The organism is Amycolatopsis sp. NPDC000009, assembly GCF_055563465.1.
Window position 1 is genome coordinate 468106 of the sequence record NZ_JBVHDI010000004.1, and the last position, 25348, is coordinate 493453.

At 68.4% G+C, this 25348-nt stretch carries 28 protein-coding genes and 1 tRNA gene; 13 read left to right on the forward strand and 16 right to left on the reverse strand.

The annotated features are described in order from the left end of the window. The first annotated feature begins 73 nt into the window (after positions 1 to 73). The 3 genes from ACZ3HL_RS15730 (at position 74) to ACZ3HL_RS15740 (ending at position 2229) form a co-directional block, all read left to right on the forward strand. The gene (locus ACZ3HL_RS15730; protein WP_034321953.1) at positions 74 to 634 is read left to right on the forward strand and encodes a peptidylprolyl isomerase; all 561 of its coding nucleotides are present in this window, start codon (positions 74 to 76) and stop codon (positions 632 to 634) included. Positions 635 to 677: 43 nt separating this feature from the next. Continuing rightward, the gene (locus ACZ3HL_RS15735) at positions 678 to 1640 is read left to right on the forward strand and encodes a rhomboid family intramembrane serine protease (protein ID WP_465531551.1); all 963 of its coding nucleotides are present in this window, start codon (positions 678 to 680) and stop codon (positions 1638 to 1640) included. Positions 1641 to 1740: 100 nt separating this feature from the next. After that, a complete protein-coding gene (locus tag ACZ3HL_RS15740; protein ID WP_465531553.1) occupies positions 1741 to 2229 on the forward strand; it encodes a hypothetical protein in 489 nt (162 codons plus the stop codon). Here the strand turns inward: ACZ3HL_RS15740 and ACZ3HL_RS15745 are convergent. Then, complete coding sequence (locus ACZ3HL_RS15745; protein ID WP_465531555.1) at positions 2214 to 2591, reverse strand: PH domain-containing protein; 378 nt, start codon at positions 2589 to 2591, stop codon at positions 2214 to 2216. The genes ACZ3HL_RS15740 and ACZ3HL_RS15745 overlap by 16 nt on opposite strands. Before the next feature lie 118 nt (positions 2592 to 2709). Next, the gene (gene crgA, locus ACZ3HL_RS15750) at positions 2710 to 2976 is read right to left on the reverse strand and encodes a cell division protein CrgA (RefSeq protein ID WP_126734831.1); all 267 of its coding nucleotides are present in this window, start codon (positions 2974 to 2976) and stop codon (positions 2710 to 2712) included. 402 nt (positions 2977 to 3378) lie between these two features. On the opposite strand from crgA, the gene ACZ3HL_RS15755 reads away from it, so the two are divergent. The 3 genes from ACZ3HL_RS15755 (at position 3379) to ACZ3HL_RS15765 (ending at position 5625) form a co-directional block, all read left to right on the forward strand. Beyond that, complete coding sequence (locus ACZ3HL_RS15755; protein ID WP_465415004.1) at positions 3379 to 4305, forward strand: class E sortase; 927 nt, start codon at positions 3379 to 3381, stop codon at positions 4303 to 4305. After that, positions 4305 to 4463, forward strand: a complete 159-nt coding sequence (locus ACZ3HL_RS15760) for a hypothetical protein (RefSeq protein ID WP_465531557.1) — start codon at positions 4305 to 4307, stop codon at positions 4461 to 4463. Before ACZ3HL_RS15755 ends, ACZ3HL_RS15760 begins: the two co-directional genes overlap by 1 nt. Before the next feature lie 196 nt (positions 4464 to 4659). Beyond that, the gene (locus ACZ3HL_RS15765) at positions 4660 to 5625 is read left to right on the forward strand and encodes an LLM class flavin-dependent oxidoreductase (RefSeq protein ID WP_465531559.1); all 966 of its coding nucleotides are present in this window, start codon (positions 4660 to 4662) and stop codon (positions 5623 to 5625) included. Here ACZ3HL_RS15765 and ACZ3HL_RS15770 read toward each other — a convergent pair. From ACZ3HL_RS15770 to ACZ3HL_RS15780, 3 genes are all read right to left on the reverse strand, one after another. Next, the gene (locus ACZ3HL_RS15770) at positions 5622 to 6014 is read right to left on the reverse strand and encodes an SCO5389 family protein (RefSeq protein WP_005161845.1); all 393 of its coding nucleotides are present in this window, start codon (positions 6012 to 6014) and stop codon (positions 5622 to 5624) included. The two genes, ACZ3HL_RS15765 and ACZ3HL_RS15770, sit on opposite strands and share 4 nt — an antisense overlap. Positions 6015 to 6122: 108 nt before the next feature. Beyond that, positions 6123 to 6857: an ABC transporter permease gene (locus ACZ3HL_RS15775; protein ID WP_465531561.1), complete on the reverse strand. Its 735-nt coding sequence runs from the start codon at positions 6855 to 6857 to the stop codon at positions 6123 to 6125. 14 nt (positions 6858 to 6871) lie between these two features. Next, complete coding sequence (locus ACZ3HL_RS15780; protein WP_465531563.1) at positions 6872 to 7582, reverse strand: ABC transporter ATP-binding protein; 711 nt, start codon at positions 7580 to 7582, stop codon at positions 6872 to 6874. 133 nt (positions 7583 to 7715) lie between these two features. Between ACZ3HL_RS15780 and ACZ3HL_RS15785 the strand changes: the two genes are divergently transcribed. Both ACZ3HL_RS15785 and ACZ3HL_RS15790 read left to right on the forward strand, forming a co-directional pair. Continuing rightward, positions 7716 to 9491 carry a sensor histidine kinase gene (locus ACZ3HL_RS15785; protein WP_465531565.1) on the forward strand — a complete coding sequence of 592 codons (1776 nt, stop codon included), beginning with the start codon at positions 7716 to 7718 and terminating at the stop codon, positions 9489 to 9491. Beyond that, entirely contained in the window at positions 9431 to 10087 is a 657-nt protein-coding gene (locus ACZ3HL_RS15790; protein WP_126734789.1) for a response regulator, read from the forward strand. Before ACZ3HL_RS15785 ends, ACZ3HL_RS15790 begins: the two co-directional genes overlap by 61 nt. Positions 10088 to 10139: 52 nt before the next feature. On the opposite strand, the gene ACZ3HL_RS15795 is transcribed toward ACZ3HL_RS15790, so the two are convergent. Continuing rightward, the gene (locus ACZ3HL_RS15795) at positions 10140 to 11459 is read right to left on the reverse strand and encodes an FAD-dependent oxidoreductase (protein ID WP_457960665.1); all 1320 of its coding nucleotides are present in this window, start codon (positions 11457 to 11459) and stop codon (positions 10140 to 10142) included. Between the two features lie 111 nt (positions 11460 to 11570). Between ACZ3HL_RS15795 and ACZ3HL_RS15800 the strand changes: the two genes are divergently transcribed. Genes ACZ3HL_RS15800 through ACZ3HL_RS15815 form a run of 4 tightly spaced genes read left to right on the forward strand, consistent with a single transcriptional unit; the run spans position 11571 to position 14183 of the window. Next, positions 11571 to 12215 (forward strand): aminodeoxychorismate/anthranilate synthase component II, encoded by a 645-nt coding sequence (locus tag ACZ3HL_RS15800; RefSeq protein ID WP_465531567.1) that lies wholly within the window; start codon positions 11571 to 11573, stop codon positions 12213 to 12215. Then, positions 12212 to 13009 (forward strand): ATP-binding cassette domain-containing protein, encoded by a 798-nt coding sequence (locus tag ACZ3HL_RS15805; protein WP_465531569.1) that lies wholly within the window; start codon positions 12212 to 12214, stop codon positions 13007 to 13009. Before ACZ3HL_RS15800 ends, ACZ3HL_RS15805 begins: the two co-directional genes overlap by 4 nt. Continuing rightward, positions 12997 to 13641, forward strand: a complete 645-nt coding sequence (locus ACZ3HL_RS15810) for a hypothetical protein (protein ID WP_465414378.1) — start codon at positions 12997 to 12999, stop codon at positions 13639 to 13641. Before ACZ3HL_RS15805 ends, ACZ3HL_RS15810 begins: the two co-directional genes overlap by 13 nt. After that, entirely contained in the window at positions 13641 to 14183 is a 543-nt protein-coding gene (locus tag ACZ3HL_RS15815; RefSeq protein ID WP_465531571.1) for an AAA family ATPase, read from the forward strand. The genes ACZ3HL_RS15810 and ACZ3HL_RS15815 overlap by 1 nt, the downstream gene beginning before the upstream one ends. On the opposite strand, the gene ACZ3HL_RS15820 is transcribed toward ACZ3HL_RS15815, so the two are convergent. The 9 genes from ACZ3HL_RS15820 to ACZ3HL_RS15860 form a co-directional block, all read right to left on the reverse strand. Then, positions 14180 to 14596 (reverse strand): PIN domain-containing protein, encoded by a 417-nt coding sequence (locus ACZ3HL_RS15820; RefSeq protein WP_465414381.1) that lies wholly within the window; start codon positions 14594 to 14596, stop codon positions 14180 to 14182. The two genes, ACZ3HL_RS15815 and ACZ3HL_RS15820, sit on opposite strands and share 4 nt — an antisense overlap. Beyond that, positions 14593 to 14865, reverse strand: coding sequence for a type II toxin-antitoxin system Phd/YefM family antitoxin (locus tag ACZ3HL_RS15825; RefSeq protein WP_465414382.1), 273 nt, complete (start codon positions 14863 to 14865; stop codon positions 14593 to 14595). Before ACZ3HL_RS15825 ends, ACZ3HL_RS15820 begins: the two co-directional genes overlap by 4 nt. Positions 14866 to 14953: 88 nt before the next feature. Then, positions 14954 to 16915, reverse strand: a complete 1962-nt coding sequence (pknB, locus tag ACZ3HL_RS15830; RefSeq protein ID WP_465531573.1) for a Stk1 family PASTA domain-containing Ser/Thr kinase — start codon at positions 16913 to 16915, stop codon at positions 14954 to 14956. Then, on the reverse strand, positions 16912 to 18210 hold the full coding sequence (locus tag ACZ3HL_RS15835; protein ID WP_465531575.1) for a protein kinase domain-containing protein: 1299 nt from the start codon (positions 18208 to 18210) through the stop codon (positions 16912 to 16914). The genes pknB and ACZ3HL_RS15835 overlap by 4 nt, the downstream gene beginning before the upstream one ends. A 3-nt stretch (positions 18211 to 18213) precedes the next feature. Continuing rightward, on the reverse strand, positions 18214 to 19677 hold the full coding sequence (locus ACZ3HL_RS15840) for a peptidoglycan D,D-transpeptidase FtsI family protein (protein ID WP_465414388.1): 1464 nt from the start codon (positions 19675 to 19677) through the stop codon (positions 18214 to 18216). After that, the gene (locus ACZ3HL_RS15845) at positions 19674 to 21152 is read right to left on the reverse strand and encodes an FtsW/RodA/SpoVE family cell cycle protein (protein ID WP_465414390.1); all 1479 of its coding nucleotides are present in this window, start codon (positions 21150 to 21152) and stop codon (positions 19674 to 19676) included. Before ACZ3HL_RS15845 ends, ACZ3HL_RS15840 begins: the two co-directional genes overlap by 4 nt. Further along, entirely contained in the window at positions 21152 to 22546 is a 1395-nt protein-coding gene (locus ACZ3HL_RS15850) for a protein phosphatase 2C domain-containing protein (protein ID WP_465414392.1), read from the reverse strand. Before ACZ3HL_RS15850 ends, ACZ3HL_RS15845 begins: the two co-directional genes overlap by 1 nt. Continuing rightward, positions 22543 to 23010 (reverse strand): FHA domain-containing protein FhaB/FipA, encoded by a 468-nt coding sequence (locus ACZ3HL_RS15855; RefSeq protein WP_276365536.1) that lies wholly within the window; start codon positions 23008 to 23010, stop codon positions 22543 to 22545. Before ACZ3HL_RS15855 ends, ACZ3HL_RS15850 begins: the two co-directional genes overlap by 4 nt. A 160-nt stretch (positions 23011 to 23170) precedes the next feature. Beyond that, a complete protein-coding gene (locus ACZ3HL_RS15860) occupies positions 23171 to 24421 on the reverse strand; it encodes a DUF3662 and FHA domain-containing protein (protein ID WP_465531577.1) in 1251 nt (416 codons plus the stop codon). 129 nt (positions 24422 to 24550) lie between these two features. On the opposite strand from ACZ3HL_RS15860, the gene ACZ3HL_RS15865 reads away from it, so the two are divergent. Then, positions 24551 to 24633: transfer RNA gene (locus ACZ3HL_RS15865), tRNA-Leu, on the forward strand. A 245-nt stretch (positions 24634 to 24878) separates the two neighbouring features. Here ACZ3HL_RS15865 and ACZ3HL_RS15870 read toward each other — a convergent pair. Continuing rightward, on the reverse strand, positions 24879 to 25253 hold the full coding sequence (locus ACZ3HL_RS15870; RefSeq protein ID WP_465414396.1) for an FKBP-type peptidyl-prolyl cis-trans isomerase: 375 nt from the start codon (positions 25251 to 25253) through the stop codon (positions 24879 to 24881). Positions 25254 to 25348: the final 95 nt, after the last annotated feature.

A 25348-nucleotide genomic window follows, 5' to 3' on the forward strand; every position in this document is an offset into this window, starting at 1 on the left:
ATCGTTTTGATTCTGCTTCGTTGCTTGTAACCTATCGTGCCCCTTTTCCCCAGATCTTGCCGCAGATGGCACGATGAAGCTCGTGACTGAAAGCAAGGGATCCCTCATTGGTGGCGCGCTGAAGGCCACTCTGCACACCAACCAGGGTGACATCAACCTGAACCTGTTCCCCGACCACGCGCCGAAGACGGTCGCGAACTTCGTCGGGCTCGCCGAGGGCAGCAAGGAGTACACCCAGCCCAACGCTCAGGGCACGAACTCGGGCCCGTTCTACGACGGGTCGATCTTCCACCGTGTCATCGACGGGTTCATGCTGCAGGGCGGCGACCCGACCGGCACCGGCCGCGGCGGCCCCGGCTACAAGTTCGGCGACGAGTTCCACCCGGAGCTCCAGTTCTCCAAGCCGTACCTGCTGGCCATGGCCAACGCCGGACCCGGCACCAACGGCTCGCAGTTCTTCATCACCGTCGCGCCGACGACGCACCTGAACTTCAAGCACACCATCTTCGGCGAGGTCGCGGACCAGGCTTCCCGCGACGTCGTCGACGCGATCGGCCGCACGGCGACCGGTCCGGCCGACCGTCCGCTGCAGGACATCGTCATCGAGAAGGTCAGCATCAGCCGCGAGGGCTGATCGCAGAGCCTGTCACTGGGGATTTCGGTAGGTTGGTGGCATCGTGAGCCAACCACCGAATCCCCAGTACCAGCAGGCCGCCATGCCCGGCTGCTGGTGGCACCCGAACCGTCAGACCGGGCTGAGCTGTTCACGCTGCGGTCGTCCGGCCTGCCCGGATTGCCTGCGCGAAGCCGCCGTCGGCTTCCACTGCACCGACTGCATCCAGGCAGGACGGCAGCAGGACCGCGTCCAGCAGAAGCAGTACCGCGACGCGGGCTACGGCGCGCGCACGCTCGCGGGCGCCCAGCCCATTCAGACGGCTGTCGTGACGCCTGTCCTCCTGGCGCTCAACGTCATCATCTTCTTCGTCACCGTCGCGCAGGCCGGCAGTGTCACGAACAACAACTTCTCGGAGCTCTTCCAGCTCGGCCAGCTGTGGAATCCGGCGACGCTGGCCGCCGGCGAATGGTGGCGGGTCTTCACCTCGGGCTTCCTCCAGTTCGGCCTGCTGCACATCGCGAGCAACGCGTTCTCGCTGTGGTTCGTCGGCCGCCCGCTGGAGACCGCGCTCGGCCGGGTCCCGTTCACGGTGCTCTACTTCGTCTCGATGCTCGGCGGTTCGGCCGCGAACCTCGTGTTCAGCGGGCTCGACGCCGTCCCGGTGGTCGGCGCGTCCGGGGCCATCTTCGGGCTCATCGGCGCGTACACGGTCATCGTCATCAAGCTCAGGCTCAATCCGACCTGGCTGCTGGTGATCCTCGGCCTGAACGTCTTCATCACGTTCCAGGTGCCCGGTATCTCCATCCTCGGGCACGCCGGTGGTTTCGTCGCCGGTCTGCTGGTCACCTTCGCGCTGCTGTACGCCCCGGACAAGAACCGGCTGAAGTGGCAGCTCGGCGGGATCGCGATCGTCGTGGTGGCGATGATCGGGCTCATCGTCTGGAAGGACTCGCAGACGATTTCCGCGTCCTGTGAGCTCACCACCAGCCGGGGCGCGCCGACGTACGTCTGCTACCCGGAGTAGTCCCAGTTCCCCCGAGTGGGTCATCCGAATTCCCGGTGGAGAAGCAACGAATCCGGGTACCTTCGAGTTGATCATTGACATCATCAACTTGGGGGTTGAGATGAAGATCCGGAAAGCAGCAGCTCTCGCCGCCGTCGCCGTGCTGGCGTCGGCCTTGGCACCCTCGGTCGCGCAGGCCGGGCAGGCCGCCGAGACCTGCCAGACGTACACCAAACGCTATTTCCTCGGCTCCGGCAGCGCCATCACGTTGCGTGTCGCCTATGTCGATTCGGCGTTGAAAATCTGCTTCGGCGATCCCGGCGTGACGTCCGCGGTGGCCACGCAGACCGTCGGCACGACGGGGCCGGGCGCGGCCACCGGCTGGGAGATCACCGCGGGCTCGGCGGTGGTCGAGGACCAGCGGCCCCGCCACGTCAAAGCGAAGTTCAGCGGGTCGCTGCGGACCTGCGTCGTCAAGATCAACCCGATCTGCTCGCCGGCCTCGCCGTACGAGATCTTCGGGGAATACGCGCCGCCCGCGGTGGGCCCGGCCGTCCCGGGCTGGTCACACGGCCCGAACGGCGACGTCCACTACTACGACAACGCCTGACCCTTGAGGGCGGTGAGGACGTCCAGGACGTCCCTGGGGTCCTCTCCGAGGTCGATCCGGCCGAACACCAGCAGGTGGTCGCCGGATTCGACCTCGAGGGTGAGGCTGTCCCGGCCGAGCCGTCGCGTCGTGCGGACCCGCAGCCGGGCTTCGGACCAGGAGTAGCGGTGCGCGCCGCCGACCGTCCTGGCCAGGATTCCTTCGGGTCCGGCGGCCAGCCGGGGACGGAGCAGGGTGCCGTGCAGCGCGAGAGCGCCCACGGACAGCATCGCGACCCCGGTCAGCAGCGTGCCGCCGACGTCGCCGCCCAAGGCCAGCCACAGCACGCCTGCCAGCAACAACAGGGTGATCACCCAGGCCACTACCACAACGTTCTGTTGCGGCGCCCAGGAGGTGGGGTAGTTATCCACAGGGGTTATCCACACTGGGGATGAGTCACACCGGTGTAATTAGGCGTCAAGCCGCCATCCGGGGTAATGCTCACCGCCACCGCATCGTCATGAGCAACCCGGCGATCATCAGTGCGAAACCGATGGCGAAGTTCGTGTTGCCCAGATCCGCCATGAAGGGGATCTTGTCGCCCGCGATGTAGTTGACGACCAGCCACAACAGGCCGATCAACATGAGGCCGAACATCACGATCTTGTAGAACAGGTTCGACGGGCCCGCGGCCTTGACCTTCACCGGCGTGCGGCGATCGGTCGGCGGGGTGTACGCCGTCTTCTTGCGGACCTTGGACTTCGGCATCGTGTTCCTCGCGTACTGTTCGGCTTCCCTGGTGGCGATGACCCGCTTTCGGGTGCGCAACCAGCGCCACGTGCACACGTTAACGTAAACGAGCGCCGCTGGGCACCGTCCGGGACCGGTCGATTTCCCGCACTGTGACACTGGTGTCACACACGGTTCGACATTGTGCTGGTTCGACACTGCGGCTTGGTTCGAGACTGAGGAGCTTGCGTGGCTGAGCGGGAAGAGCCGGGTGGGGGCCGACGGCGCCACCCCGAACGACCCCCCGGCGGAGGCCGTCCGGCCCCCCGGCGTAGGCCGGAGGACGCGATTCCGCCCCGTCGTGCCCAGGGAGAGGCGCCGACGCCTCGCCGGAGGCCGCCGGAGGGCAGGACCTACGACGGGCCGCCGCCGCGCCGCCGGATGGACGCGCCGCCGCCTCGCCGTCGTCCCGCGCCTCCGCCGGGGTCGACCGAGGAGACCGTCATCTTCGAACCGGTCGGCGGTGGCACCGCGACCGAGGAACGTCCGCCGCCACGCGAACTGGGCAAGGGCGGCGCCGCCATCCGGACCGTGGGCGAACTGCTCATCACCGCGGGCCTCGTGGTGCTGCTGTTCATGGTCTACGAGGTCTACGTGACCGACCTCTTCTCCGCGAACAAGCAGTCCGAGGCCAGTTCGGAGCTGGACGGCGAGTGGGGCAAGGACCGGCAGCTGCATCCGGACCTGGTCGACGGGAAGGCGTTCGCCAGGATCCACATCCCGGTGTTCGGCGCCGACTTCAACTTCACCATCCAGGAAGGCACCACCGAGGCCGCGCTCGAAGTCGGCCCCGGCCACTACAAGGGCACGGCGCTGCCGGGCGAGCCGGGCAACTTCGCCATCGCCGGCCACCGGGTCGGCAAGGGCGCGCCGTTCAACGACCTGGACAACCTCAGCTCGTGCGACCAGATCATCATCGAGACGCAGACCGACTTCTACATCTACAAGGTGCTGCCGTACAAGGACGAGGTCGAAGGCTGGGCGGCGGGCAAGGGCGCCCAGCCGAAGTGCAAGAACGTCGGGACACTGCGCAACCCGAACGCCGTCGACGGCGGCCCCTACGGCGAGACCAACGGCCGCCGCATCGTGTTCCCGACCAAGGGCGACACGGTGAACCCGGTGCCGTACAAGGACCCGGAGATCCTGCCGAAGGCCGAGCAGGTCTCGCTGCTCACGCTGACGACGTGTCACCCGAAGTTCTCGGCGAAGGAACGGCTCATCATCCACGCGGTGCTGGCCCAGCAGGTGCCGAAGAACCAGGTCGGCTCCTACGCCGAACTCCTGCCCAAGATCTCGGAGGCGCGCTGATGTACGGCTGGATCTGGCGCAAGCTGCCGGGGCCCTTCGCGGTGAAGCTCGCGACGGCGGTCGTGCTGGCGCTCGGGGTCGTGGCGCTGCTGATGTTCGTCGTCTTCCCGTGGTTGGAGCCACGGTTGTGGTTCAACGAGATATCTGTCGAGCGCTGACGGAAATATTTCGCAGGGCGCCGGATCGTAGGTGGCTCACGAGGGCGTGATGGCGCCCTGCAAAAGATTTCCGTGGGCCTTCGGCCCGAAAGAGGGCGCTCGACGGTGAAGTCTCCGTCGGGCGCGGGGCGCCCTTTGGGAGACCGTTGGGCTGAGTTCGAGTCGCGTTCGGGGGTCTGTGATGGTGCGGTTTGGGGTGTTTCTGGTCTCCGGGCGGTTTCCCGGGCAGGAGGACGCCGATGTCCTGCGCCGGTCGGTCGACGCCGCCATCGCGGCCGAGCGGGCCGGGTTCGACGACGTGTGGTTCGCCGAGCACCACTTCATGCCGTACGGCGTCTGCCCGTCCGCGATCACCCTCGCCGCGCACGTGCTGGGCCGCACCGAGCGGATCACCGTCGGCACCGCGGTGAGCGTGCTGTCGGTCGCGCATCCCGTGGCGCTCGCCGAACAGTGGTCGCTGCTCGACGCGGTTTCCGGCGGACGGCTGCGGATCGGTGTCGGCCGGGGCGGGCCGTGGCAGGACCTGGAGGTCTTCGGCACCGGCGCGGCCCGCTACGAAACCGGGTTCGAGGAGAGTCTCGACCTGCTGCTCACGGCCATGACGTCGAAGACCGTCTCGGCCAAGGGGGAGCATTTCGACTTCCGTGAGGTGCCGATGGTGCCGCTGCCGGAGCGGGCGCCGCGCATGGTCGTGGCCTGCGGGGACGCCGGTTCGCGCGCGGTCCGGCTCGCCGCCGATCGCGGGCTGCCGATGCTGCTCGGGCTGCACACCGACGACGACGGCAAAATCGAAACCCTTGCCGCGTACGGGGATTCCGCCGCCGAACACGTCTCGACGGTGATGTGCCAGGTCGGGGACGACGCGCTGGACGTCGTGCGCTCCGCGTTGCCGGGTTCCCTGAAAGAAGGATTCGCCGGGCACGTCTACCTGAACGGCAAGCGGGGGCTGGACAAGGATCCGGTGTCCTACACCGACAAGCTGTGCGAGATGCACCCGATCGGCGGCGTGGAGTACTGCGTCGACCGGCTGGGAACGAGCATCCGGCGTACCGGGGTCTCCCACGTGATCATGATGGTGGAAGCGTCCGGTACGCCGGAGGGAACGCTCGAGAACATCGCGCGGATCGGGGAAGAGGTCCTCCCCACGCTGCGAAGGGGCTAGCAGTCGCGGAGTTCCGGGCTCTGGTTCAGCAGCTGGCCCCGGACGGAGACGAACGCGCGGTACCGGTCGCTGTCCACTTGGGATTTCTTGAACACCGCGACGCGGTGGCAGTTCTGGAACGCCAGCTTCACACCGAAGTGGCGCTCCAGCCCGCCGCGGATGGCGTCCGAGGCCAGCGCTCGCAGCAGCTGGCCGCGTTCGGCCTCGCTCGGCGGCGGCGTCTCGTTGTCGGCGAACCCGTCGGCCGCGCCCTCGGCCTCCGCGATGACACCGGTGATCACGGTCCAGGCGTAGGGCAGGGATTCCCGGACACAGGCGACGAATTCGGCGTCGGAGACCTCCCCGCGCTCGGCCTTCTCCAGCAGCGCGGGCGATACATCCAGAGACATCGAACCTCCGAGGGAGACAGTGAACGTGGGCCGTCTTCCTGACTACTCACCCGCGGGCCAAGCCACAAGAGAAAACGATCATCATCACCACTTTGGCGGAAGCCACCGTCACTCCCAGCGAAAAAGCTTCGCCGCCACGACACAACTGCCCACCGCGAAAGCCGCCAGAACGGCGAGTTGCAGCGGCTGGGCGCCGGTGCCGGTCCAGGCGTCTTCGAGGGCTTTCACCCCCGGCGGGACGTACGCGCCGATCTCCCGGATGGCCTCCGGCAGCAGCGGGCGCGGCAGCCAGACGCCGCCGAGGAACATGACCGGGACGTAGGCGATCATCGCGATCCCGCCCGCGGCGCGGCTGGTCTTGGCGACCGCCGCGGCGATCAGGCCGAGGCCGAAGATCGCGATCGTGCCGAGGACGAACGTCAACAGGAAGCCGAGCGGGTGACGCGGGCTGGGGACGTCGAAGACCACGCCCGCCGTCAGGAGGAGGATGCAGACCCCGCCGATCGTCACGGTGACGTTGATGATCAGCTGCGCCACCAGCAGCTGGGCCGGGTGCACCGGGGTGGTGGCGAAGCGGCGGAGGATGCCCTGTTCGCGGTACGACGCGATGATCCCGGGGATCGCCTGCAGGCCCATCATGGCCATGGCCAGCACGATCATCGACGGCACCCAGGCGTCGAGGAAGCGCATCCCCGTCGTCGTTCCGCTCTCCGCGCGAATGCCGGGGATCACCCCGAGCACGGCCGTGATGGCCGTCGGCAGGAGCAGTCCGCCGAGGACGAAGCCGGGCGTGCGGAGAGCGAGTTTCGTTTCGGTCAGGGTGATCTTGGCGAGTGTGTTCATTTCGTCTCCTCTGCTCAGTCGCGGCCGGTCAGGGCCACGAAGGCTTCGTCCAAAGTGGATTTACCGGCGCGGTCGCGGAGTGCGGCCGGGGTGCCGGTGGCGACCACGCGTCCGGCGTCGAAGATCGCGAGGCGGTCGCAAAGGCGTTCGGCCTCGTCCATGAAATGCGTGACGAGCAGGACGGTGACACCGGTGTCGCGCACGGTCTCGACGAGCTTCCAGGTGTCGCGGCGGGCGTGCGGGTCCAGTCCGGTGGTCAGCTCGTCGAGGACGGCGACCTCGGGACGGCCGACCAGCGCGAGCGCGATCGAGACGCGCTGCTTCTGGCCGCCGGAAAGCTTGCCGAAGTACTTGTCCCGCTGTTCGGTGAGACCCAGTTTCGCGAGCAGATCCCCGGTGTCGGCGGGGTTCGCGTAGAAGGACGCGTAGAGGTCGAGCGCCTCGTGGACCTTGATCTTGTCCGGCAGACGGCTCTCCTGGAGCTGCGAGCCGAGGCGCTGCCGCAGCGCGGTGTGGTCCTTGCCGGGGTCGAGGCCGAGGACCGACATGGTGCCGGAGTCCGGCGTCCGCAGGCCCTGGAGGCATTCGACGGTCGTGGTCTTGCCGGCGCCGTTGGTCCCGAGGATCCCGAAGATCTCGCCCTGTTCCACGTGGAACGAAACGTCGTCGACCGCGACGTGCTCCCCGTACGTCTTGCGGAGATTGCTGACTTCGATGAGTGGCATGCGAAAAACGTTATGGCGCAACGGACTTGGCCAGAATGGCGCTGAACCCACAACCGGGGTGGGGCTGGACCCACCCTGATCGGGGTTCTGCGGTCACTGTGCCGGGCCGGTGCGGTGGGGAAGACTTCGCCGCATGATCCGCACCTACCTCACCTCAGTGCGCCGAGGCTTCGCGCTCGCGGGCTTGGCGCTGGTGAGCTGGCTGGACCTGCTGCTCGAACTGGTGGGTTTCTGCCTGCTCTGTGTCGGCCTGGTCTTCGCCTACACCCTGGCCCTCGAAGGGACGCGTCCGCGCGCCGCGCTCACCAGGCGGCTGGCCGGCCGCTGGTGCGGTGCCGACGTCGAACCGCCCTACCGGCCGGCGCCGCCGGAGCCGGAACGCGAGCGCGACGGCTGGTACCGCGACGGGAACAGCCTGTTCAAGCGGTCGTGGTTCATCAAGTGGACCAAACGGTTCGAATGGATCTCCGACGATCCCGCGACCGGCCGCGACCTCGGCTGGCAGCTGTGGAACCCGATCGCGGGCCTGCTGCTGATGCCCGCCGTTCTGTTGTCCGGGCCGCGCGCGCTCCGGCTGTACGGGAAGTGGACGCGCTGGTGGCTCGGACCCCGCCCGGCTCGCACCGGCGACGGCTGGGTGAGGAGGGGATCGAAGGCGCTGGGGTTCCAGCTGGGCCTGCTCGCGCTTTCGGCCGCGCAGCTCGGGATGGCGGTCCCGACGCTGCTCAGCCTGATCTGGCCGTCGCCGCTGTTCACGACGATGGTCGTCGCCGGCCGCACGGTGACCGACACCCTGCGCCGCGAGGCCAAGAACTGGACCGGTGTGCGGATCGACCGCCCGTACCTGCCGGAGCCGCCGTTCCCCGTCCCCCGGGCGGACGGGATGTACCAGTACGGACGGCAGCTGTACGACACACCGTGGTGGCCGGCGCGGCTCGCGCGCTTGCGCTGGGTCATACGAGACCGCGCGACCTGGCGCGACCTGGCGGCAGCGGTGGTCGACACCGTGGTGTTGCTGCTGATGGTGGTGCCGACGGCGGCGCTGGTGTTCGGCGGTATCGGAGGCTTGACCGCCCTTTGGATCTCGCGGCCGTTCGGGCAAGCGCTCGCGCTGACTCCTGTCGCGGTGGCTGCGATCGTCGCCGGGCTGCTCGCGACGCCGTGGCTCGCCCGCTCGGGAGCGCGCTTCGCGAAGCTGCTTCTCGGGCCGACAGAGGCTTCGCGGCTGGCGCAGCGTGTCGAACGGCTGAAGCAGACGCGGACGGACGCGTCGGTCGCGCAGGCCGCCGAGCTGCGGCGTATCGAGCGGGACCTGCACGACGGTGTGCAGTCGCGGCTGGTCGCGATGGGGATGAAGCTGGGCGCGGTCGAAGCGCTGATCGACAGCGATCCGGCCGCGGCGAAACGGCTGGCCGCCGAGCTTCGGCAGACGTCGTCCGAGACGCTGACCGAGTTACGGCTGCTGGTGCGCGGGATTCACCCGCCGGTGTTGTCGGAGCGCGGGCTCGGTGACGCGGTGCGGGCGATGGCGCTCGACAGTCCGCTGCGGGCGACGGTGAACGGCGTCCTGCCTCGGCTGGAGCAGCCCGCCGAGGCGTGCGCGTACTTCGCGGTCAGCGAGCTGCTGGGCAACGCGGCGAAACACGGCGAGGCACGGCGAGTGTCGATCGAACTGGGCTACGAAGACGGTCTGTTGCGGATCGACGTGACCGACGACGGCAAGGGCGGCGCGAACGCGGCCCGGGGGAGCGGGATTCGCGGGATCGAACGCAGGCTGGGCGCCTTCGACGGTAGTTTTGCGCTGACCAGCCCGCTCGGCGGGCCGACGAAGGCGATCATGGAGATCCCGTGCCAGCTCGACCCCGATGCGTCGTCGCCGAGGACCAGTACCTCCTCCGAGACGGCTTGACGCATTTGCTGACCGCGCACGGTTTCGACGTCGTCGAGGCGGTGGGCACGGGGCCGGAACTGGACCGGGCGCTGCGCACGCACCGGCCCGACGTTTCGGTCGTCGACGTCCGGATGCCGCCGACGCTCACCGACGAAGGACTCCAGGTCGCGCTGGCCGTGCGGCGTGACATCCCCGGCCTGCCGATCCTCGTTCTGTCACAGCACGTCGAGCAGCTGTACGCGCGTGAGCTGCTCGCCGATGGCGCCGGCGCGATCGGCTATCTGCTGAAGGACAGGGTGTTCAACGCGGACCAGTTCATCGACGCGGTGCGGCGGGTGGCTGGTGGCGGGACCGCGATGGACCCCGAAGTGATCGCGAAACTGGTGGCGGGCAACGCATCCGACCCCCTGTCCGCGCTGACCCCGCGCGAACGCGAAGTGCTCGGGCTGATGGCCGAGGGTTGTTCCAACGCCGCCATCGCTTCGCGGCTGCACTTCAGCGAAGGGGCGGTGGGGAAGCACACCGCGAACATCTTCGCGAAGCTCGGCATCGTCGCTTCGGACGACACGAACCGCCGCGTTCTCGCGGTCCTGGCCTACCTGGGAACGCCGTGAAGGCCTCCTTCCCTACCTTGAGAGTAGGGAAGGAGGCCTTCACGGAACTAGCTCAGGAGCGCGAGATGCGGGTCATCTCGTCGCGTTCCACGACCTTCACGCGTTCCCGGCCGTGCGGCGCGCCGAGCGACTTCTCGTGGGCGTCGAGCTTGCCCCAGCCCTCCCAGGTGGTGAAGGGAACGCCGCGTTCGGTCAGGAAACCGAGGATCGCGTCGGGGTCCTCGACGGCCGGAGCCGTGAGGTTGTCGGCATCGGCCAGCAGGCTCGCGATCGTTTCGGCCGCGTCGCCCTTGGTGTGGCCGATGAGGCCGACCGGACCACGCTTGATCCAGCCGGTCACGTAGACGCCAGGCACCTGCTCCTCGTCGATGTCCAGCACCCGGCCCGCCTGGTTCGGCACGGTGCCGGTGGTGTGGTCGAAGGGGATCTCCGGCAGATGCGACGACAGGTAGCCCACCGCGCGGTAGACGGCCTGGACGTCCCAGTCGTGGAACTCGCCGGTGCCGCGCACGTTGCCGTCACCGGTCAGTTCGGTGCGCTCGGTCCGCAGCCCGGTCACCTTGCCGTCCTCACCGACGATCTCGCACGGCGAGTGCAGGAAGTGCAGGTGCAGCCGCTTCGGCCGGTCGCCCTGGTCGCGGATCGCCCACTCCTGCAGCGTCTTCACGACCATGTCGATCTGCTTCGACGCCCGCAGCGCGGCGATGCTGCCCTCGTCGAACTCGATGTCCTCGGGGTAGACGATGACCTCGACGTTCGGCGAGTGGTCCAGCTCCCGCAGCTCCAGCGGCGTGAACTTCGCCTGTGCCGGGCCGCGACGGCCGAACACGTGCACGTCGGTGACCGGGCTGGCCTTCAGCCCCTGGTAGACGTTGTCCGGGATGTCGGTGCTGAGCAGCTCGTCGGCGGTCTTCGCGAGGATCCGCGCCACGTCGAGCGCCACGTTCCCGACACCGAGGACCGCGACCGAGGTGGCGTTCAGCGGCCAGGTGCGCGGCACGTCCGGGTGCCCGTCGTACCAGGAGACGAAGTCGGCGGCGCCGTAGCTGCCGTCGAGGTCGATCCCGGGGATGTCGAGCGCGCGGTCGGCCATGGCGCCGGTCGAGAAGATCACCGCGTCGTAGAACTGGCGCAGGTCGTCGAGCTTCAGGTCGGTCCCGTAGTCGACGTTGCCCAGCAGCCGGATGTTCGGCTTGTCGAGGACCTTGTGCAGGGCGGTGACGATGCCCTTGATCCGGGGGTGGTCGGGCGCGACGCCGTACCGGATCAGCCCGAACGGCGCCGGCATGCGCTCGAACAGGTCGATCGTCACGTCAGCGTCGGACTTGTCGAGGATGTCGGCGGCGTAGATACCGGCCGGACCGGCACCCACGATGGCTACACGAAGAGAACGGCTCACTCCTACCACGGTAAGTTAGGTAGTCCTAACAATCATTGTGATCTGGCGTACGGTCCACCTGGTGGGAGCCGCTAAGCTGGCTTCATGCGCGTGCTCGTCGTCGACAACTACGACAGTTTTGTCTACAACCTGGTCCAGTACCTGGCCCAGCTCGGCGCCGACTGCACCGTCTGGCGTAACGACGTGGTGGAGCTCGACAGGCTCGGCGAGTTCGACGCGGTGCTCGTCTCTCCCGGCCCCGGCACCCCGGAACGCGCTGGTCAGAGCATGGACGTCATCCGTGAATGCGCCGGGAAACGCATCCCTATGCTCGGCGTTTGCCTCGGCCACCAGGCCCTTGGTGTCGTCTTCGGCGCCACGGTCGACCGCGCCCCGGAACTGCTGCACGGCAAGACCAGTCAAGTCCACCATTCGGGCGACGGTGTGCTCGCCGGGCTCCCTTCGGAATTCACCGCCACGCGGTATCACTCGCTGACCGTTTTGCCCGAAACCATCGACGACGCCGTGTTCGAGATCACAGGCCGCACCGAGTCCGGTGTCGTGATGGGCATGCGCCACCGTGAGCTGCCGCTCGAAGGCGTCCAGTTCCACCCCGAATCCGTGCTCACCCAGGGCGGGCACCGGATGCTGGCGAACTGGATGGCTTCGGCCGGGCACCCGGTCTCCGACGCCACGGTCAACGAGCTCGAACAGGAGACCCGCGCGCTGCAGAAGGCCGCTGCTGCGTGACCTCGCTGATCCGGCTCGAAGGAGTCGGTAAGCGCTACGGCCGCGGCGAACCCGTGCTCGCCGACGTCGACCTCGACATCCCAGCGGGTCGCGTGATCGGCGTCCTCGGCTCCAACGGCTCGGGGAAGTCGACGCTGCTCAGGATCCTCGCGGCACTCTCCCGGGTGACTTCGGGGAACGTCGTGGGCAGTCCGCGGGTCGGCTACCTGCCGGACCGCTTCCCGGCGGGTCAGCGGATGAGCGCCAGGGCGTACCTCCGGCACATGGCCCGCGTCGACGGTCATGTCGACTTGGCGGCAATCGATCCGCTGCTGGACCGGCTGGCGCTGGTCGGCGGCCCGGACGCGCCCTTGCGGACCCTGTCGAAGGGCAACGCCCAGAAGGTCGGTCTCGCGCAGGCCGTCCTCGCCGAGCCACAACTGCTGATCCTCGACGAGCCCTGGTCAGGGCTCGACGTCGAAGCCCACACGGTGCTCGGCGAACTCGTCGCCGAGACCAAGGACCGGGGCGCGAGCGTGGTCTTCACCGACCACCGCGCGGCCGTCGTGCACGCCCACGCCGACGTCGTGTACCGGATGGACGCCGGCCTGCTGACCCCCGTCGAAGCGGGCGCGACGAGGATCGTCCTTCACGGACCCGACGGCGACTGGTCCTCGGAACCCGGGGTCAGCCAAGCTGTGGCCGAAGGCGGGAAAACCGTCCTGACCGTCGAAGCCGGGCAAACGGACGCGGTCCTGCTGCGTGCGCTCAACCGCGGCTTCTCGGTCCGGGAGGTGGCGCCGTGCTCGCCATGACCCGCTACTACCTCGCGCTGCTCGGGCATTCCCAGCGCTACCTGCCCGCGATCCTCGCCTATCTCGCGGTGAACACCGTGCTCTACACGGATCCGAAGTCGCCGCTGCTGCCGCAGTACGGGATCAGCGCGGGTTCGCTCCTGGTGGTCTCGTGCTGGCTGACGATCGCGATGCTCGACGTCGAAGACCCGGTCCAGCGGCTGGTGACCTTCAGCCACGCACGACGCTGGCGCTCGGTCCTCGGCGGCGCCACGCTGGCCGTCTTCGGCTGCGCCGCGGTGCTGATCGTCGTGACGCTGGCGTGGTCGGGCCTCCGCTCCGGCGGCTTCCCGATCGGCGCCCTCGCCCTCGGCGCCGCGGCGCACGCGCTCTGCGCGCTGTTCGGGATCGCGATCGGGTTGCCCTGTTCGCGGCTGCTGGTCCCGCGCGTCGGCTGGTCCGTGCTGGCCGCGATCTTCGCTCTCGCGGCCGTGCTCCTGGTCAAGTGGCTGCCGCTGGCCAACCCGCTGCTGCGGGCCTTGACCTCGCAAAAGCCGCTGGCCGTCCCGTTCACGGTGGCCGCGGTGACGGCGGTCGCCGCCTTGCTGCTGAGCGCGACGGCCGTCGGACATCTGTTGCGGCGCAACGCCTGATGCCGCGTCTCATCGTGCTCAACGGCCCACCCGCCTGCGGGAAGTCGACGCTGGCCCGGCGGTACGCCGATGATCACCCGTTGACGTTGAATCTCGACATCGACCGGATCCGCGGCCTCCTCGGCTCCTGGCGCGACGACCCCGCGAGTGCCGGAACGCTCGCCCGCGACCTCGCCGTGAGCGCCGCGCGGACCCATCTGCTCGCGGGCCACGATGTGATCGTCCCGCAGTTCCTCGGCCGCGCCGCGTTCCTCGAACGACTGGAAACGCTCGCCGGGGAGACGGCCGCGGAGTTCCACGAGATCGTCCTCCTCGACACGAAGGACAACGTGCTCCGGCGGTTCGCCGAGCGCACCCGCGCCGCGGCCGAGCCCGACCACGTCGAGGCACACGAGATGCTGGGCGGCCCCGAAAAGCTCGCGGCCATGTACGACAGGCTCGTGGAACTCGTCGCGGCGCGACCGAAGGCGGTCGTGGTGCACACCAGCGCCGGCCGGATTCAGCAGGCCTACCAAGGATTTCTGGACAGCTTGGCGCCCTAGTCGGTGGTCGACAGTGCAGGCAGGGCGATCACCTTGACCAACGGTGCGAGGTCGGTGAAATCCGGGCCGTTGCGGGTGACCAAAGGAATGCGATGGATCGCCGCGACCGCCGCTATGAGGAGATCCATTCGCCGCCCCCGTGGCTGCCTGCCGCCGTCGAGCACCATGGCGTACAGCTGGCCGTACATGCGAGCGGCCTCCGGAGTGAACGGGAGGCAGACCATCCGTGCCTCCACGCGCTGGAGGCGTACCAGCCGGGAGGCTCTGTCGCGGGGGCGGGCAGCGCCGTGTACTCCGGCCGCCAGTTCGGCGAGCGTGATCGAGCTGATGGCCGCAGGTGCGTCGAGTGAGAGTTCCTCGGGACGAGGAAGGGCGATGACCGCCGAGGTGTCGAGCAGAACCGCTTCGGTCACTGCTCCGGCTCTCCCGGGCCACGGTGAGGATCAGGGTCCGCCGCGCGATCGACGTCGGCGAAGAACCGCTCGGGATCTTCCGGTGGAAGATCCCCGAGGAGTTCGAGCAGCTCACCGAACGGAACGAAGGTCGGCTTCTGGCTGTGCGGAACGATGTCCGCGACAGGTGTGCCATTGCGCGTGAGGACGAAGCTGTCGCCTTCTTCGACGGCGCGCATGATGTTCGGTGTGTCGTTGCGCAGCTCGCGTTGAGTGATCTGCCGGACCATAGCCGCAGTGTAGCGCTTTGTAGCGACCTGATCGTACCGGCATGAAAAGGGCCCCGCACGAAACCGTGCGGGGCCCTTTTCAGCCTTGTCAGCCTGGCGGGAAGAGCCGCGAACTCGACGTCGTCGGCGTCTCGTCACCTTCGACGATGAACAGCGTGATCGGCGCGTTCTTCGCGACCTTCGCACCGGCCTGCGGGTTGGTCTTGCTGACCTTGCCCGCCTGATCCCGGTCACCGTTCTTGTCGGCTTGAGTGTCGAGCTGCCCCGACCAGCCCAACTGCTGCAACTGCCGGATCGCCTGATCGTCCGTCATGCCCTTCAGGTTCGGCATGTCGAAGGTCTCCTGGCTGCCGTTCGACACCGACAGCTTGACCACACTGCCGACGGGCAGCTTGCCGCCGTTCGGCGTCTGCTCGAGCACCGTGCCCTTGGGCTGGTCGGAGTCCACGTTGGTGCTCTGCGGGGTGAATCCGGCCGCCTTCAACCCGGCTTCGGCCTCGGTCTGCGTCTTGCCCTTGTAGTTCGGGACCGTCTTCAGTTCCTTGGACTTGCCGACCGTGATGTCGACCTTCGAACCCTGGTCGACCTCGGCCTGCGGAGCCGGGTTCTGCGAGATGACCTTGCCGGCCTCGTTGGTGTCTTCGGTCTCTTCCTCGGTGGTCGCGCCGAGCTTCAGGCCGGCTTCGGTCAGCGCGGCCGTGGCTTCGGCCACGCTCTTGCCCTTGAGGTCCGGCGTCTTGACCTTCTCCGGCTTCGCACCGATGGTCAGCGTGATCTTGTCCGTGACCGGCGTCACCTGACCTTCGGCCGGGCTGATCGCGATGACCTTGTCGATCATGTTCTCGTCGCAGGCGGGCAAGCCGTTGACGGACTCCCCGGTGCAGGGCACCTTCTTGGTCGGCTCGAACGCGTTGAAGCCCGCGCCCCGGAGCGTGTCCTTCGCGGAGGCCTCGGACTGGCCCGTGACCTTCGGGATGGCCTTGCTCTCCGCGCCGGTGCTGTTGAACGCGTTGGACAGCCACATGATCAGCAGCACCACGGCGGCCAGCGACACCACGAGACCGGCGATGAGCCAGGCGCGCCGCTTCTTCTTCGCGGCCGGATCTTCGTCTTCGTCCTCGTACTGGTCGTAGCGCGGCGGCACCCGGCGGTCGGAGTCCATGACCTGGGTGCGCTCGTCCTCCGACATCACCATCGGTGCCGCCGGACGCTGACCGGACAGCGTGCGGACCAGGTCCGAACGCATCTCCGCCGACGACTGGTAGCGGTTCGCCGGACCCTTCGCGAGCGCCTTGAGCACGACGGCGTCGAGCTCGGGCGCCACGGCGGGGTTCACCGACGACGGCGGGTGCGGGTCTTCCCGGACGTGCTGGTACGCCACCGCCACGGGCGAGTCGCCGGTGAAGGGCGGCTCGCCGGTGATGAGTTCGTACAGCACGCAACCGGCCGCGTAGACGTCGGAACGCGCGTCGACGGACTCACCGCGTGCCTGCTCCGGCGAGAGGTACTGCGCCGTGCCGATCACCGCGGCGGTCTGCGTCATCGCGGACTGCCCGTCGTGCATGGCGCGCGCGATGCCGAAGTCCATCACCTTGACGGCGCCGTTCTTCGTGATCATCACGTTCGCCGGTTTGACGTCGCGGTGCACGATGCCGTGCCGGTGCGAGAAGTCCAATGCCGCGCAGACGTCGGCCATGACCTCCATCGCCCGCTTCTGCGACATCGGCCCTTCGGTCTTCACGATGTCGCGCAGAGTCCGTCCTTCGACGTACTCCATCACGATGTAGGGCAGCGGGCCGAACTCGGTGTTCGTCTCGCCGGTGTCGTAGACGGCGACGATCGCCGGGTGGTTCAGTGCCGCCGCGTTCTGTGCCTCGCGACGGAAACGTTCTTGGAACTGGGGATCCCGCGCCAGGTCGGCACGCAGGATCTTGATCGCCACCTCCCGGCCCAGGCGCACGTCGTGGCCGTGGTGGACCTCCGACATGCCTCCGTAGCCGAGCGTTTCGCCCAGCTCGTAGCGGTTGCTGAGCAGTCTTGGTGTGCTCATCTCTGCGTGCCGTTCCATTCCGTCCAAGGTTTGCTGCTCATCATTCCCGGATTCGCCTGTCCGGCCGGCTCCTCGGTGCCGCCCTCCGTCGGCACCGCTGGGTATGCGGATGTCGGCGGAGGACCTTCAGACTTCTTACCCGGAGCCGGCACCTGTTCACTCGTTTCCACGCCGCCCGACTGCGGTCCGTTGCCCGAACCGACCAGTCTCACGATGAGGAAGGCTCCTGCCACCAGTACTGCGATCAGGATCACCGCGAGCAGCACCCACCAGCCCCATTGTGGCCGTCTGCCCGGCAGACGGCGGACCGCCATGGGTGGCGGTCCGGTCACCGGGTGCATCGCGGGATGCGACGCGGGCCCCACGGCCACCATCGGGTTCGGCGGCGAGTGCGGGCCGGGCTGCTGCATCACGGGCTGCCCCGCCGAATACGCCACGTTGACCAGCCCCGACGGCGTCGGCAGCGGAAGCCCGGCGCGGACCGCGGCCACCGCGGCGGCGAACTCGCCACCGCTGTTGTACCGCTGTCTCGGATCCTTGATCAGGGTCGCTTCGATCACCGCGCGGGCACCTGGTGGCACGTCCGGCGGCAGCGGCGGCGGGAGGTCGCGGATGTGCATCATCGCGACGGTCACCGCGTTCTCCGAAAGGAACGGCCGGTGCCCGGTGAGGCATTCGTAGCCGCACACGGCCAGCGAGTAGACGTCGCTCGCCGGTTCGGCGTTGTGCCCGAGCGCCTGCTCGGGGGCGATGTAGTGGGCGGTGCCCATGACCATGCCGGACCTGGTCACCGGGGCGGCGTCGGCGGCCTTCGCGACACCGAAGTCGGTGATCTTGACCTGCCCGGCCGGCGTCACCATGATGTTGCCCGGTTTGACGTCGCGGTGCACAAGACCGGTTTCGTGCGCGGCCTGCAGTGCGTTACCGGCCTGCTCCAGAATGTCCAAGGTTCGCTCGGCGTTCAGCCGTCCTTCGCGGGTGATGATGGCGGCCAGCGGATCGCCTTCGACCAGCTCCATCACCAGATACGCGATCGACAGCTCGTCCGCGACCGTCTCGCCGTAGTCGTGCACCGCGGCGATGCCGGGGTGGTTCAGCGACGCCGTCATCCGGGCCTCGGTCCGGAACCGGTGCAGGAACTCGGCGTCGCCGGACAGCTCCGCCTTCAGGATCTTGACCGCGACCGTGCGGTCCAGCCGCGTGTCACTGGCCTGCCAGACCTCGCCCATCCCGCCGACGGCGATCCGGTTCGTCAGCTTGTACCGGTCGGCCAGCAGCTGACCCGAGGACAGCATCCGCTATCCACCCCCGAGCATGGCGTTGACGGCGGCGCGGCCGATCTCCGCGGCCACGGTGCCACCGGTCGCTTCGAGCCCGCGGTTACCCCCGGACTCGACGATCACCGAGACGGCGATCTTCGGGTCCATCGCCGGCGCGAACCCGGTGTACCAGGCGTGCGGCGGGGTGTTCTTCGGGTCGCTGCCGTGCTCGGCGGTGCCGGTCTTGGAGGCGATCTGGATGTCGGCTCGTTTGCCCGCGCCCTTCGTGTTCTCCTCCGACGCGAGCATCATGTCGCGCAGGATCGCGGCGTTCGCGCTGGACATCGCGGCGTCACCGGTCAGTTCCGTCGGGGTGAAGTCCTCGATGGTCGACAGGTTCGGCGCCAGCAGCGCCTGCACGAGCTGCGGCTTCATCGCCATCCCGTTGTTCGCGATGGTCGCCGAGAGCAGGCAGTCCTGCAGGGGCGTCAGCCGCACGTCGCGCTGGCCGATGGCGCTCTGGTACAGGGCAGCCTTCGATTCGAGCGGGCCGAGGGAGGAACCGGCGACCCGCATCGGCACGGTCAGGTCCTCGCCGACGCCGAAGTTCTTGGCCGTCGCGTTCAGCTTGTCCTTGCCGAGCTCGCCCGCGATCTCGGCGAAGGGCACGTTGCACGAGTACCGCAGCGCTTCCTTCAGCGTGCTGCCCTTGCAGGCCGCGCCGCCGTAGTTCTCCAGCGTCGTCTGCGTACCGGGGAGCTTCACGTTGGGCGCGGTGTTGACCGGCATGTCCGCGGTCTTGCCGTCCTCGAGCGCGGCCGCGGTGACCAGCAGCTTGGCCGTCGAACCCGGCGGGTACGTCTCCGAGATCGCGCGGTTCAGCATCGGCTTCTTCGGGTCGTCGCGCCACTGCGACCAGGCCGCGACCTGCTCCTTGGTGGTGTGCGAGGCCAGTTTGTTCGGGTCGAACGACGGCGTCGACACCATCGCGAGGATGCGCCCGGTCTTGGGCTCCATCGCGACCACCGCGCCGGTGTAACCCTTCTGCGTCATCAGGTCGTACGCGGCCTTCTGCACGGCCGGGTTGATCGTCAGCCGCACGTTCCCGCCGCGCGGGTCGCGGCCGGTGACCATGTCCGAAAGGCGCCGCACGAACAGCCGCGGGTCGGAGCCGTTGAGGACGTCGTCCTCGGACCGCTCCAGACCACCCGAGCCGTAGTTGATCGAGTAGTAGCCGGTGACCGGCGCGTACATCGGACCGTCGGCGTAGGTCCGGATGAACTTGTACTTGTCGTTCGACGGGTCGACCTTCGCGAGCGCGGAGCCGTCGGGCGTCACGATCAGGCCTCGCTGGCGGGAGTACTCGTCGTAGAGCACGCGCACGTTGCGTGAATCGGTGCGGTAGTCGTCGGCCTTGACCACCTGGATGTAGGTGGCGTTGGCCATCAGGAGCACCACCATGACGAGCATGGCGACACCCACCTTGCGGAGCGGGGTGTTCACGAAGGGCTCCCCTCACCGGTCGCGGGCGGCCGCTGGACCATCACCGTGTGCGCTTCGGCGAGCGGCGCCTGCGGCTGCTGCGGCTTCGGCCGCACGGCGGGTTTGCGGGCGGCGTCGGAGATTCGGAGCAGGAGGGCCACCAGGATGTAGTTCGCGAGCAGTGAAGAACCACCGCGGGAGAGGAACGGGGCGGTGATGCCGGTGTTCGGGATCAGGTTCGTGACGCCGCCGACGACGACGAAGATCTGCATGACCAGGGCGAACGACAGACCGCCGCCGAGAAGTTTGCCGAAGGTGTCGCGGACGGCGAGGGCGCTGCGCATCCCGCGCATCGCCAGGATCAGGTACAGCATCAGCATCGCCGTGAGCCCGATCAGGCCGAGTTCCTCGCCGATCGCGGTGGTGATGAAGTCCGTTTTGGCCTCGGGGACCATGTCCGGCCGTCCGGCGCCGAGGCCGGTCCCGCCGACCCCGCCGGTGCCGAGCCCGAACAGCCCCTGCGCGACCTGGTAGCCGCCGCCGGGGTCGTCGTAGGTGGCCAGCGGGTCGATCCAGTTCCGGACACGCTGCTGGACGTGCGTGAACAGGTTGTAGGCGATGATCGCGCCGACGGCGAAGAAGCCGACCCCCAGCACGACCCAGATGATCCGCTCGGTGGCGACGTACAACATCACCAGCGTGACCCCGAAGAACAGCAGCGACGTGCCGAGGTCCTTCTCGAACACCAGCACGCCGAGGCAGGCGGCCGCCGCGATGAGGATCGGGCCGAGGTCACGGGCACGCGGCAGCTCGACGCCGACGATCCGCTTGCCCGCGACCATGAACAGGTCGCGTTTCGTCACCAGGAACGAGGCGAAGAAGATCATCAGCAGGATCTTCGCGAACTCACCCGGCTGGATCGAGAAGAACGGCAGCTTGATCCAGACCTTCGCGCCGTTGACCTCGGACAGGCTCGACGGCAGCACCGCGGGCAGCGCGAGCGCCACGATGCCGACCAGACCGCAGGTGTAGCCGTAGCGGGTCAGCGTGCGGTGATCGCTGATCACGACCAGCACCACCACGAACAGCACCAGCGAGATCGCCGTGAACAGCACCTGCTTGGTGACGTCCGGCGTGTACTCCCTGCCCTGCTGGACCGCGCGTTCCGCGAGCGCCAGGTCGATCCGGTGGATCATCACCAGGCCGAGCCCGTTCAGCAGCGCGACGCACGGCAGGATCACCGGATCCGCGTACGGCGCCCAGCGGCGGACCGCCAGATGCGCCGCGGTCAGCACCGCGAGATACGAAAGCCCCAGCCAGATGATCGAGCTGGTGAGCTCCTGCTCCTGGTTCGCCTCCACCAGCACGAGCGCCAGGGTGACGATGAAGGTCGCGAACGCGAGGAGGACGAGTTCGGTGCCGCGCCGCTTGGGCAGCTCGCGCGGAGGGTTCGTGGCGAACTGGGCCGAAGCCGGATCGGCGAGCGGCGTGCTCATCAGTTACCGCCCCCTGGTGCTGCCGTGGTCGGCGTCGAGCAGTCCCTCCCCGCTGGCTGATTCGCCGAACTCGGCGAGGCGGGGGTAGAAGGGGCGGCTGCCGACGACGACACCGGCGGTGCCGATTCGGTGGGCGGCGTGGAAGTCGAGCTGGAATTCGGTTTGCAGTCGGCCAGCTGCTTGTGCGGCCGCAGGAAGTCGTCGATGTATTTGCGGGCGTCGTCGAGGTTGTCCTTCTTGACGCCGTTCTTCACCGCGATCCGCGCGTCCTCCTGCAGCGCCGGCACCAGGAGCTTGTCGGTGCACAGGCCGCCCGGCGGGCACGAGCCCTGCTCGTAGGCGTGCAGGTCGATGCCGAGGACGCTGCCGGGGACGCCGCGGTAGATCACGACCTCCTCGCCGGGTCCCTCGCCGACGTAGTACTGGCTCAGCACGAAATACCGCGTGGCGATCGCCGCCGCGGCCAGCACGATCAGGACGACCACCGCTCCCGCCAGCCAGCGAAATCGCCTCCGGCGCTTGACCTTGGGGTCCTCCTGTTGGGGCTGGACCTCGGGCCGCGGCTGCGGCGCGGGCTGGGTCAGCGCACGGGCGCGGGCGGCGGGGGAGTCGCCCTGGTGGAATTCGTCACTGCCGTCCCCGGCGGCGCCGCCCACGATGGGCGCGTCCTCACCGAAGTCGACGTCGACGACGTCGGCGATGATCACCGTGACGTTGTCCGTGCCGCCGCCCTTGAGCGCCAGCTCGATCATCCGGTCCGCGCAGGCCTGCGGATCCGGGATCTGGATCGCCTCGGACAGCGTCTCGTCGCTGACCATGCCGGACAGGCCGTCCGAGCAGATCAGGTACCGGTCCCCGGCGCGGGCTTCGCGCACGGTCAGGCTCGGCTCGACCTCGTGGCCGGTCAGCGCCTTCAGCAGCAGCGACCGCTGCGGGTGCACCGCGGCCTCTTCCGGCGTGATCCGGCCCTGTTCGAGAAGTTCGTTGACGAAGCTGTCGTCCCGCGTGATCTGCGAGAACTGACCGCCGCGCAGCAGATACGCCCGCGAGTCGCCGACGTGCACGACACCCATCCGCGAACCGGCGAACAGCACGGCGGTCAGGGTCGTGCCCATCCCGTCGAGGTCCGGGTCCTGCTGGACCAGTTCGGCGATGGCCGCGTTGCCGTTCTGGACGGCCTCACGCAGCTGAGCGAGGAGATCGTCGCTCGGATCGTCGTCGTCGAGTGGGGCGAGGGAGGCGATGACGACCTTGCTGGCCACCTCACCCGCGGCGTGACCGCCCATGCCGTCGGCGAGGGCGAGCAGGCGGGGACCGGCGTACACGGAGTCCTGGTTGCTGGAACGCACCAGGCCCCGGTCGCTGCGAGCCGCGTAGCGGAGGACGAGAGTCATGGGCGAAGCTCGATCACCGTTTTGCCGATCCGGATGGGGACTCCGAGCGGGACCCGGAGGGGTGCCGTGACCTTAGCCCGGTCGAGGTACGTCCCGTTCGTCGAGCCCAGATCTTCCACGTACCAATCCTCCCCGCGCAGGGCGATCCGGGCGTGGCGGGTCGACGCGTAGTCGTCGTCCAGCACCAGGGTCGAGTCGTCGGCGCGGCCGATCAGGATCGGCCTGCCGTCCAAGGCGATCCTGGTTCCTGCCAGCGCACCATGGGTCACGAGCAGCTGCTGCGGCGATTTCCCGCCGCGCGGCTTCTTGGGTTCTTTCTTCTTGCGGCCGAACGTCGGGACGGCGACTCGCAGCCCGGAGGCCGCGTACAGATCCGAACGGACGACACGCAACGCGGCGAACACGAAGAGCCAGAGCAGCACGAGAAAGCCCACCCTGGTGAGTTGAACGACCAGCTCTGGCACTTGTTGTGTCCGCTCCCGTTTCTCCTGTACGCCGCGGAGAGCGCGTGCCGTCCGGGATGGTCGGCTCCGAACGGCCCTGCTCTCCGCATACGACCCGAGGCGCCGATCCACCACAGGTCCCGCACCGCAATTCTGCGATACCCCTTCCGGACGCCGCCGGTCAGCCCTGCGTACGGAACACGAGAGACGAGTGGCCCACGCGGATCACGTCGCCGTCGGCCAGCTGCCAGGTCTGCACCGGGGTGCCGTTGACGGTCGTGCCGTTGGTCGAACCGATGTCCGCGAGCGTCGCGCTCTGGCCGTCCCAGGTGATCTCCAGGTGACGGCGCGAGACGCCGGTGTCCGGGAGCCGGAAGTCGGCGTCCTGGCCGCGGCCCACGACGTTCCCGCCCTGCTTCAGCGAGTACGAACGGTTCGAGCCGTCGTCCAGCTGGAGACTCGCGGAGAGCTGACGACCGGCCGCCGGCTGGCCGCCGTAGCCGCCGCCCTGCGCGTACGGGTCCGCGGCGGGCTGGCCGTACTGCTGCTGGCCACCGCCGTACTGGTCGTACCCGCCCTGCTGCGGCTGGCCGCCGTACTGGTCGTAGCCGGGCTGCTGTGCGCCGCCGTAACCCTGGTCGTACCCGGGCTGCTGCTGGGCACCGCCGTACTGGTCGTAACCCGGCTGCTGCGCGCCGCCATAGCCCTGGTCGTAGCCGCCCTGCTGCTGGCCGCCGTACTGGTCGTAGCCGGGCTGCTGTGCGCCGCCATAGCCCTGGTCGTACCCGGGCTGCTGGCCACCGCCGTATTGGTCGTAGCCGGGCTGCTGCGCGGCGCCGCCGTAACCCTGGTCGTAGCCGCCCTGCTGCTGGCCGCCATAACCCTGGTCGTACCCGGGCTGCTGCTGGCCAGCCTGCTGTCCGTAGCCGTACTGGCCCTGCTGGCCGTACGGGTCACCCTGGTCGTATTGGCCGTAGCCGGGGGGCTGGCTCATTGCTGGGTCTCCTGCGTTGCTGGGTCGTGCCGACCGTGGCGAACCTTCGGCGCCGTGGGGCTTGACGTCGGGATCGACGGACGAACGGGTCTTGAACTGTCCAGTATGCAGCGCCTCGTTGCGCTCGAGCGAAACTACGACGTCACCATAGGTGTCCCATCCGTGCTCGGCGAGGTGTTCCTTGACCGCCTCCGCCAGCACCGTGGTGACCCGACGCTCGTCTCCGGCCATCCGCTCGTGATCAGCCTGCCCCAGCGACACGATGTAGTGATTGGGGGCGAGCTGTCGACCACCGGCCAGCTCACGAACGTTCTCCTCGCTCTCGCGCTCAAGCGCCACCGCCACTTCCTGCGTGACGACGTTGCCACCGAACATGCGCGCGAAGGTATTGCCCACGAGGTTCTCGAGCCGTCTGTCAAAGCGTTCGACGCGGCCCACCGGGCAACCTCCTCACACGTGTGCTTCCCCGTCGATCCTATCCGGGTACGGCCAGTCGGACACGGCCCCCGGTGAAACCCGTGAAATCAGCCTGCTACGCTTTGCGAGCTGTCAGAGAACGAAGCACTCGGGCGAGTGGCGGAATGGCAGACGCGCACGGTTCAGGTCCGTGTGTCCGAAAGGACGTGAGGGTTCAACTCCCTCCTCGCCCACTTGTGGTCAGAGGCCCGGCGCTAGCGCGCCGGGCCTCTTTTCGTGTGGTCGTCGGTCGTCAGTACCCGGGGGGCCGAGCCCCCCGGACCCCCCACGGTGCGGTCGGCGGCGGTTGGCGGGTGGTTGGTGGGGTGGTTGGCGGGGTGGTGGGGCTGAAGGGGGTCCTTCGCCTCATTGGAAGTAGCGAAAGGGCCCCCGCCTCGTGTGATGAGGTGAAGGGCCCTTTCGGCTCACTGGGTGTGGGTCAGTTCACGCCGACGAGGTCGACGACGAAGATCAGGGTCTCGTTCGGCTTGATGACGCCGCCGGCGCCGCGTTCGCCGTAGGCGAGGTGCGGCGGGATGACCAGCTTGCGACGGCCGCCGACCTTCATCCCGGCGACACCCTGGTCCCAGCCGGGGATGACCTGTCCGGCGCCGAGGCCGAAGCGGAGCGGTTCACCGCGGTCCCACGACGCGTCGAACTGCTCGCCGGTCGAGTGGGAGACGCCGACGTAGTGCACCGTGACGGTGTTGCCGGACTTGGCCTCCTGGCCGTCGCCGACGGAGATGTCGGTCGTCTCCAGCTCGGCGGGCGCGGGCCCCTCGGGGCGGTCGATCTGGGGCTTCTCCAAAGACATGTCCATAAGCTACCTGTGCTGGTCCTGGGTTCGCAGGGCGAGTGTTCCGCCGAACGGTGGCAAGAACGCGAATAGTCTTCACAAATTTGGATACC

What these genes read in the sequence shown, in the direction of transcription:
- ACZ3HL_RS15730 (WP_034321953.1), top strand. Translation starts at nt 74, where the DNA reads ATGAAGCTCGTGACTGAAAGCAAGGGATCCCTCATTGGTGGCGCGCTG.
- ACZ3HL_RS15740 (WP_465531553.1), top strand. Translation starts at nt 1,741, where the DNA reads ATGAAGATCCGGAAAGCAGCAGCTCTCGCCGCCGTCGCCGTGCTGGCG.
- crgA (WP_126734831.1), bottom strand. Translation starts at nt 2,976, where the DNA reads ATGCCGAAGTCCAAGGTCCGCAAGAAGACGGCGTACACCCCGCCGACC.
- ACZ3HL_RS15755 (WP_465415004.1), top strand. Translation starts at nt 3,379, where the DNA reads ATGGACGCGCCGCCGCCTCGCCGTCGTCCCGCGCCTCCGCCGGGGTCG.
- ACZ3HL_RS15760 (WP_465531557.1), top strand. Translation starts at nt 4,305, where the DNA reads ATGTACGGCTGGATCTGGCGCAAGCTGCCGGGGCCCTTCGCGGTGAAG.
- ACZ3HL_RS15770 (WP_005161845.1), bottom strand. Translation starts at nt 6,014, where the DNA reads ATGTCTCTGGATGTATCGCCCGCGCTGCTGGAGAAGGCCGAGCGCGGG.
- ACZ3HL_RS15775 (WP_465531561.1), bottom strand. Translation starts at nt 6,857, where the DNA reads ATGAACACACTCGCCAAGATCACCCTGACCGAAACGAAACTCGCTCTC.
- ACZ3HL_RS15780 (WP_465531563.1), bottom strand. Translation starts at nt 7,582, where the DNA reads ATGCCACTCATCGAAGTCAGCAATCTCCGCAAGACGTACGGGGAGCAC.
- ACZ3HL_RS15785 (WP_465531565.1), top strand. Translation starts at nt 7,716, where the DNA reads ATGATCCGCACCTACCTCACCTCAGTGCGCCGAGGCTTCGCGCTCGCG.
- ACZ3HL_RS15800 (WP_465531567.1), top strand. Translation starts at nt 11,571, where the DNA reads ATGCGCGTGCTCGTCGTCGACAACTACGACAGTTTTGTCTACAACCTG.
- ACZ3HL_RS15815 (WP_465531571.1), top strand. Translation starts at nt 13,641, where the DNA reads ATGCCGCGTCTCATCGTGCTCAACGGCCCACCCGCCTGCGGGAAGTCG.
- ACZ3HL_RS15825 (WP_465414382.1), bottom strand. Translation starts at nt 14,865, where the DNA reads ATGGTCCGGCAGATCACTCAACGCGAGCTGCGCAACGACACACCGAAC.
- pknB (WP_465531573.1), bottom strand. Translation starts at nt 16,915, where the DNA reads ATGAGCACACCAAGACTGCTCAGCAACCGCTACGAGCTGGGCGAAACG.
- ACZ3HL_RS15835 (WP_465531575.1), bottom strand. Translation starts at nt 18,210, where the DNA reads ATGCTGTCCTCGGGTCAGCTGCTGGCCGACCGGTACAAGCTGACGAAC.
- ACZ3HL_RS15845 (WP_465414390.1), bottom strand. Translation starts at nt 21,152, where the DNA reads ATGAGCACGCCGCTCGCCGATCCGGCTTCGGCCCAGTTCGCCACGAAC.
- ACZ3HL_RS15850 (WP_465414392.1), bottom strand. Translation starts at nt 22,546, where the DNA reads ATGACTCTCGTCCTCCGCTACGCGGCTCGCAGCGACCGGGGCCTGGTG.
- ACZ3HL_RS15870 (WP_465414396.1), bottom strand. Translation starts at nt 25,253, where the DNA reads ATGTCTTTGGAGAAGCCCCAGATCGACCGCCCCGAGGGGCCCGCGCCC.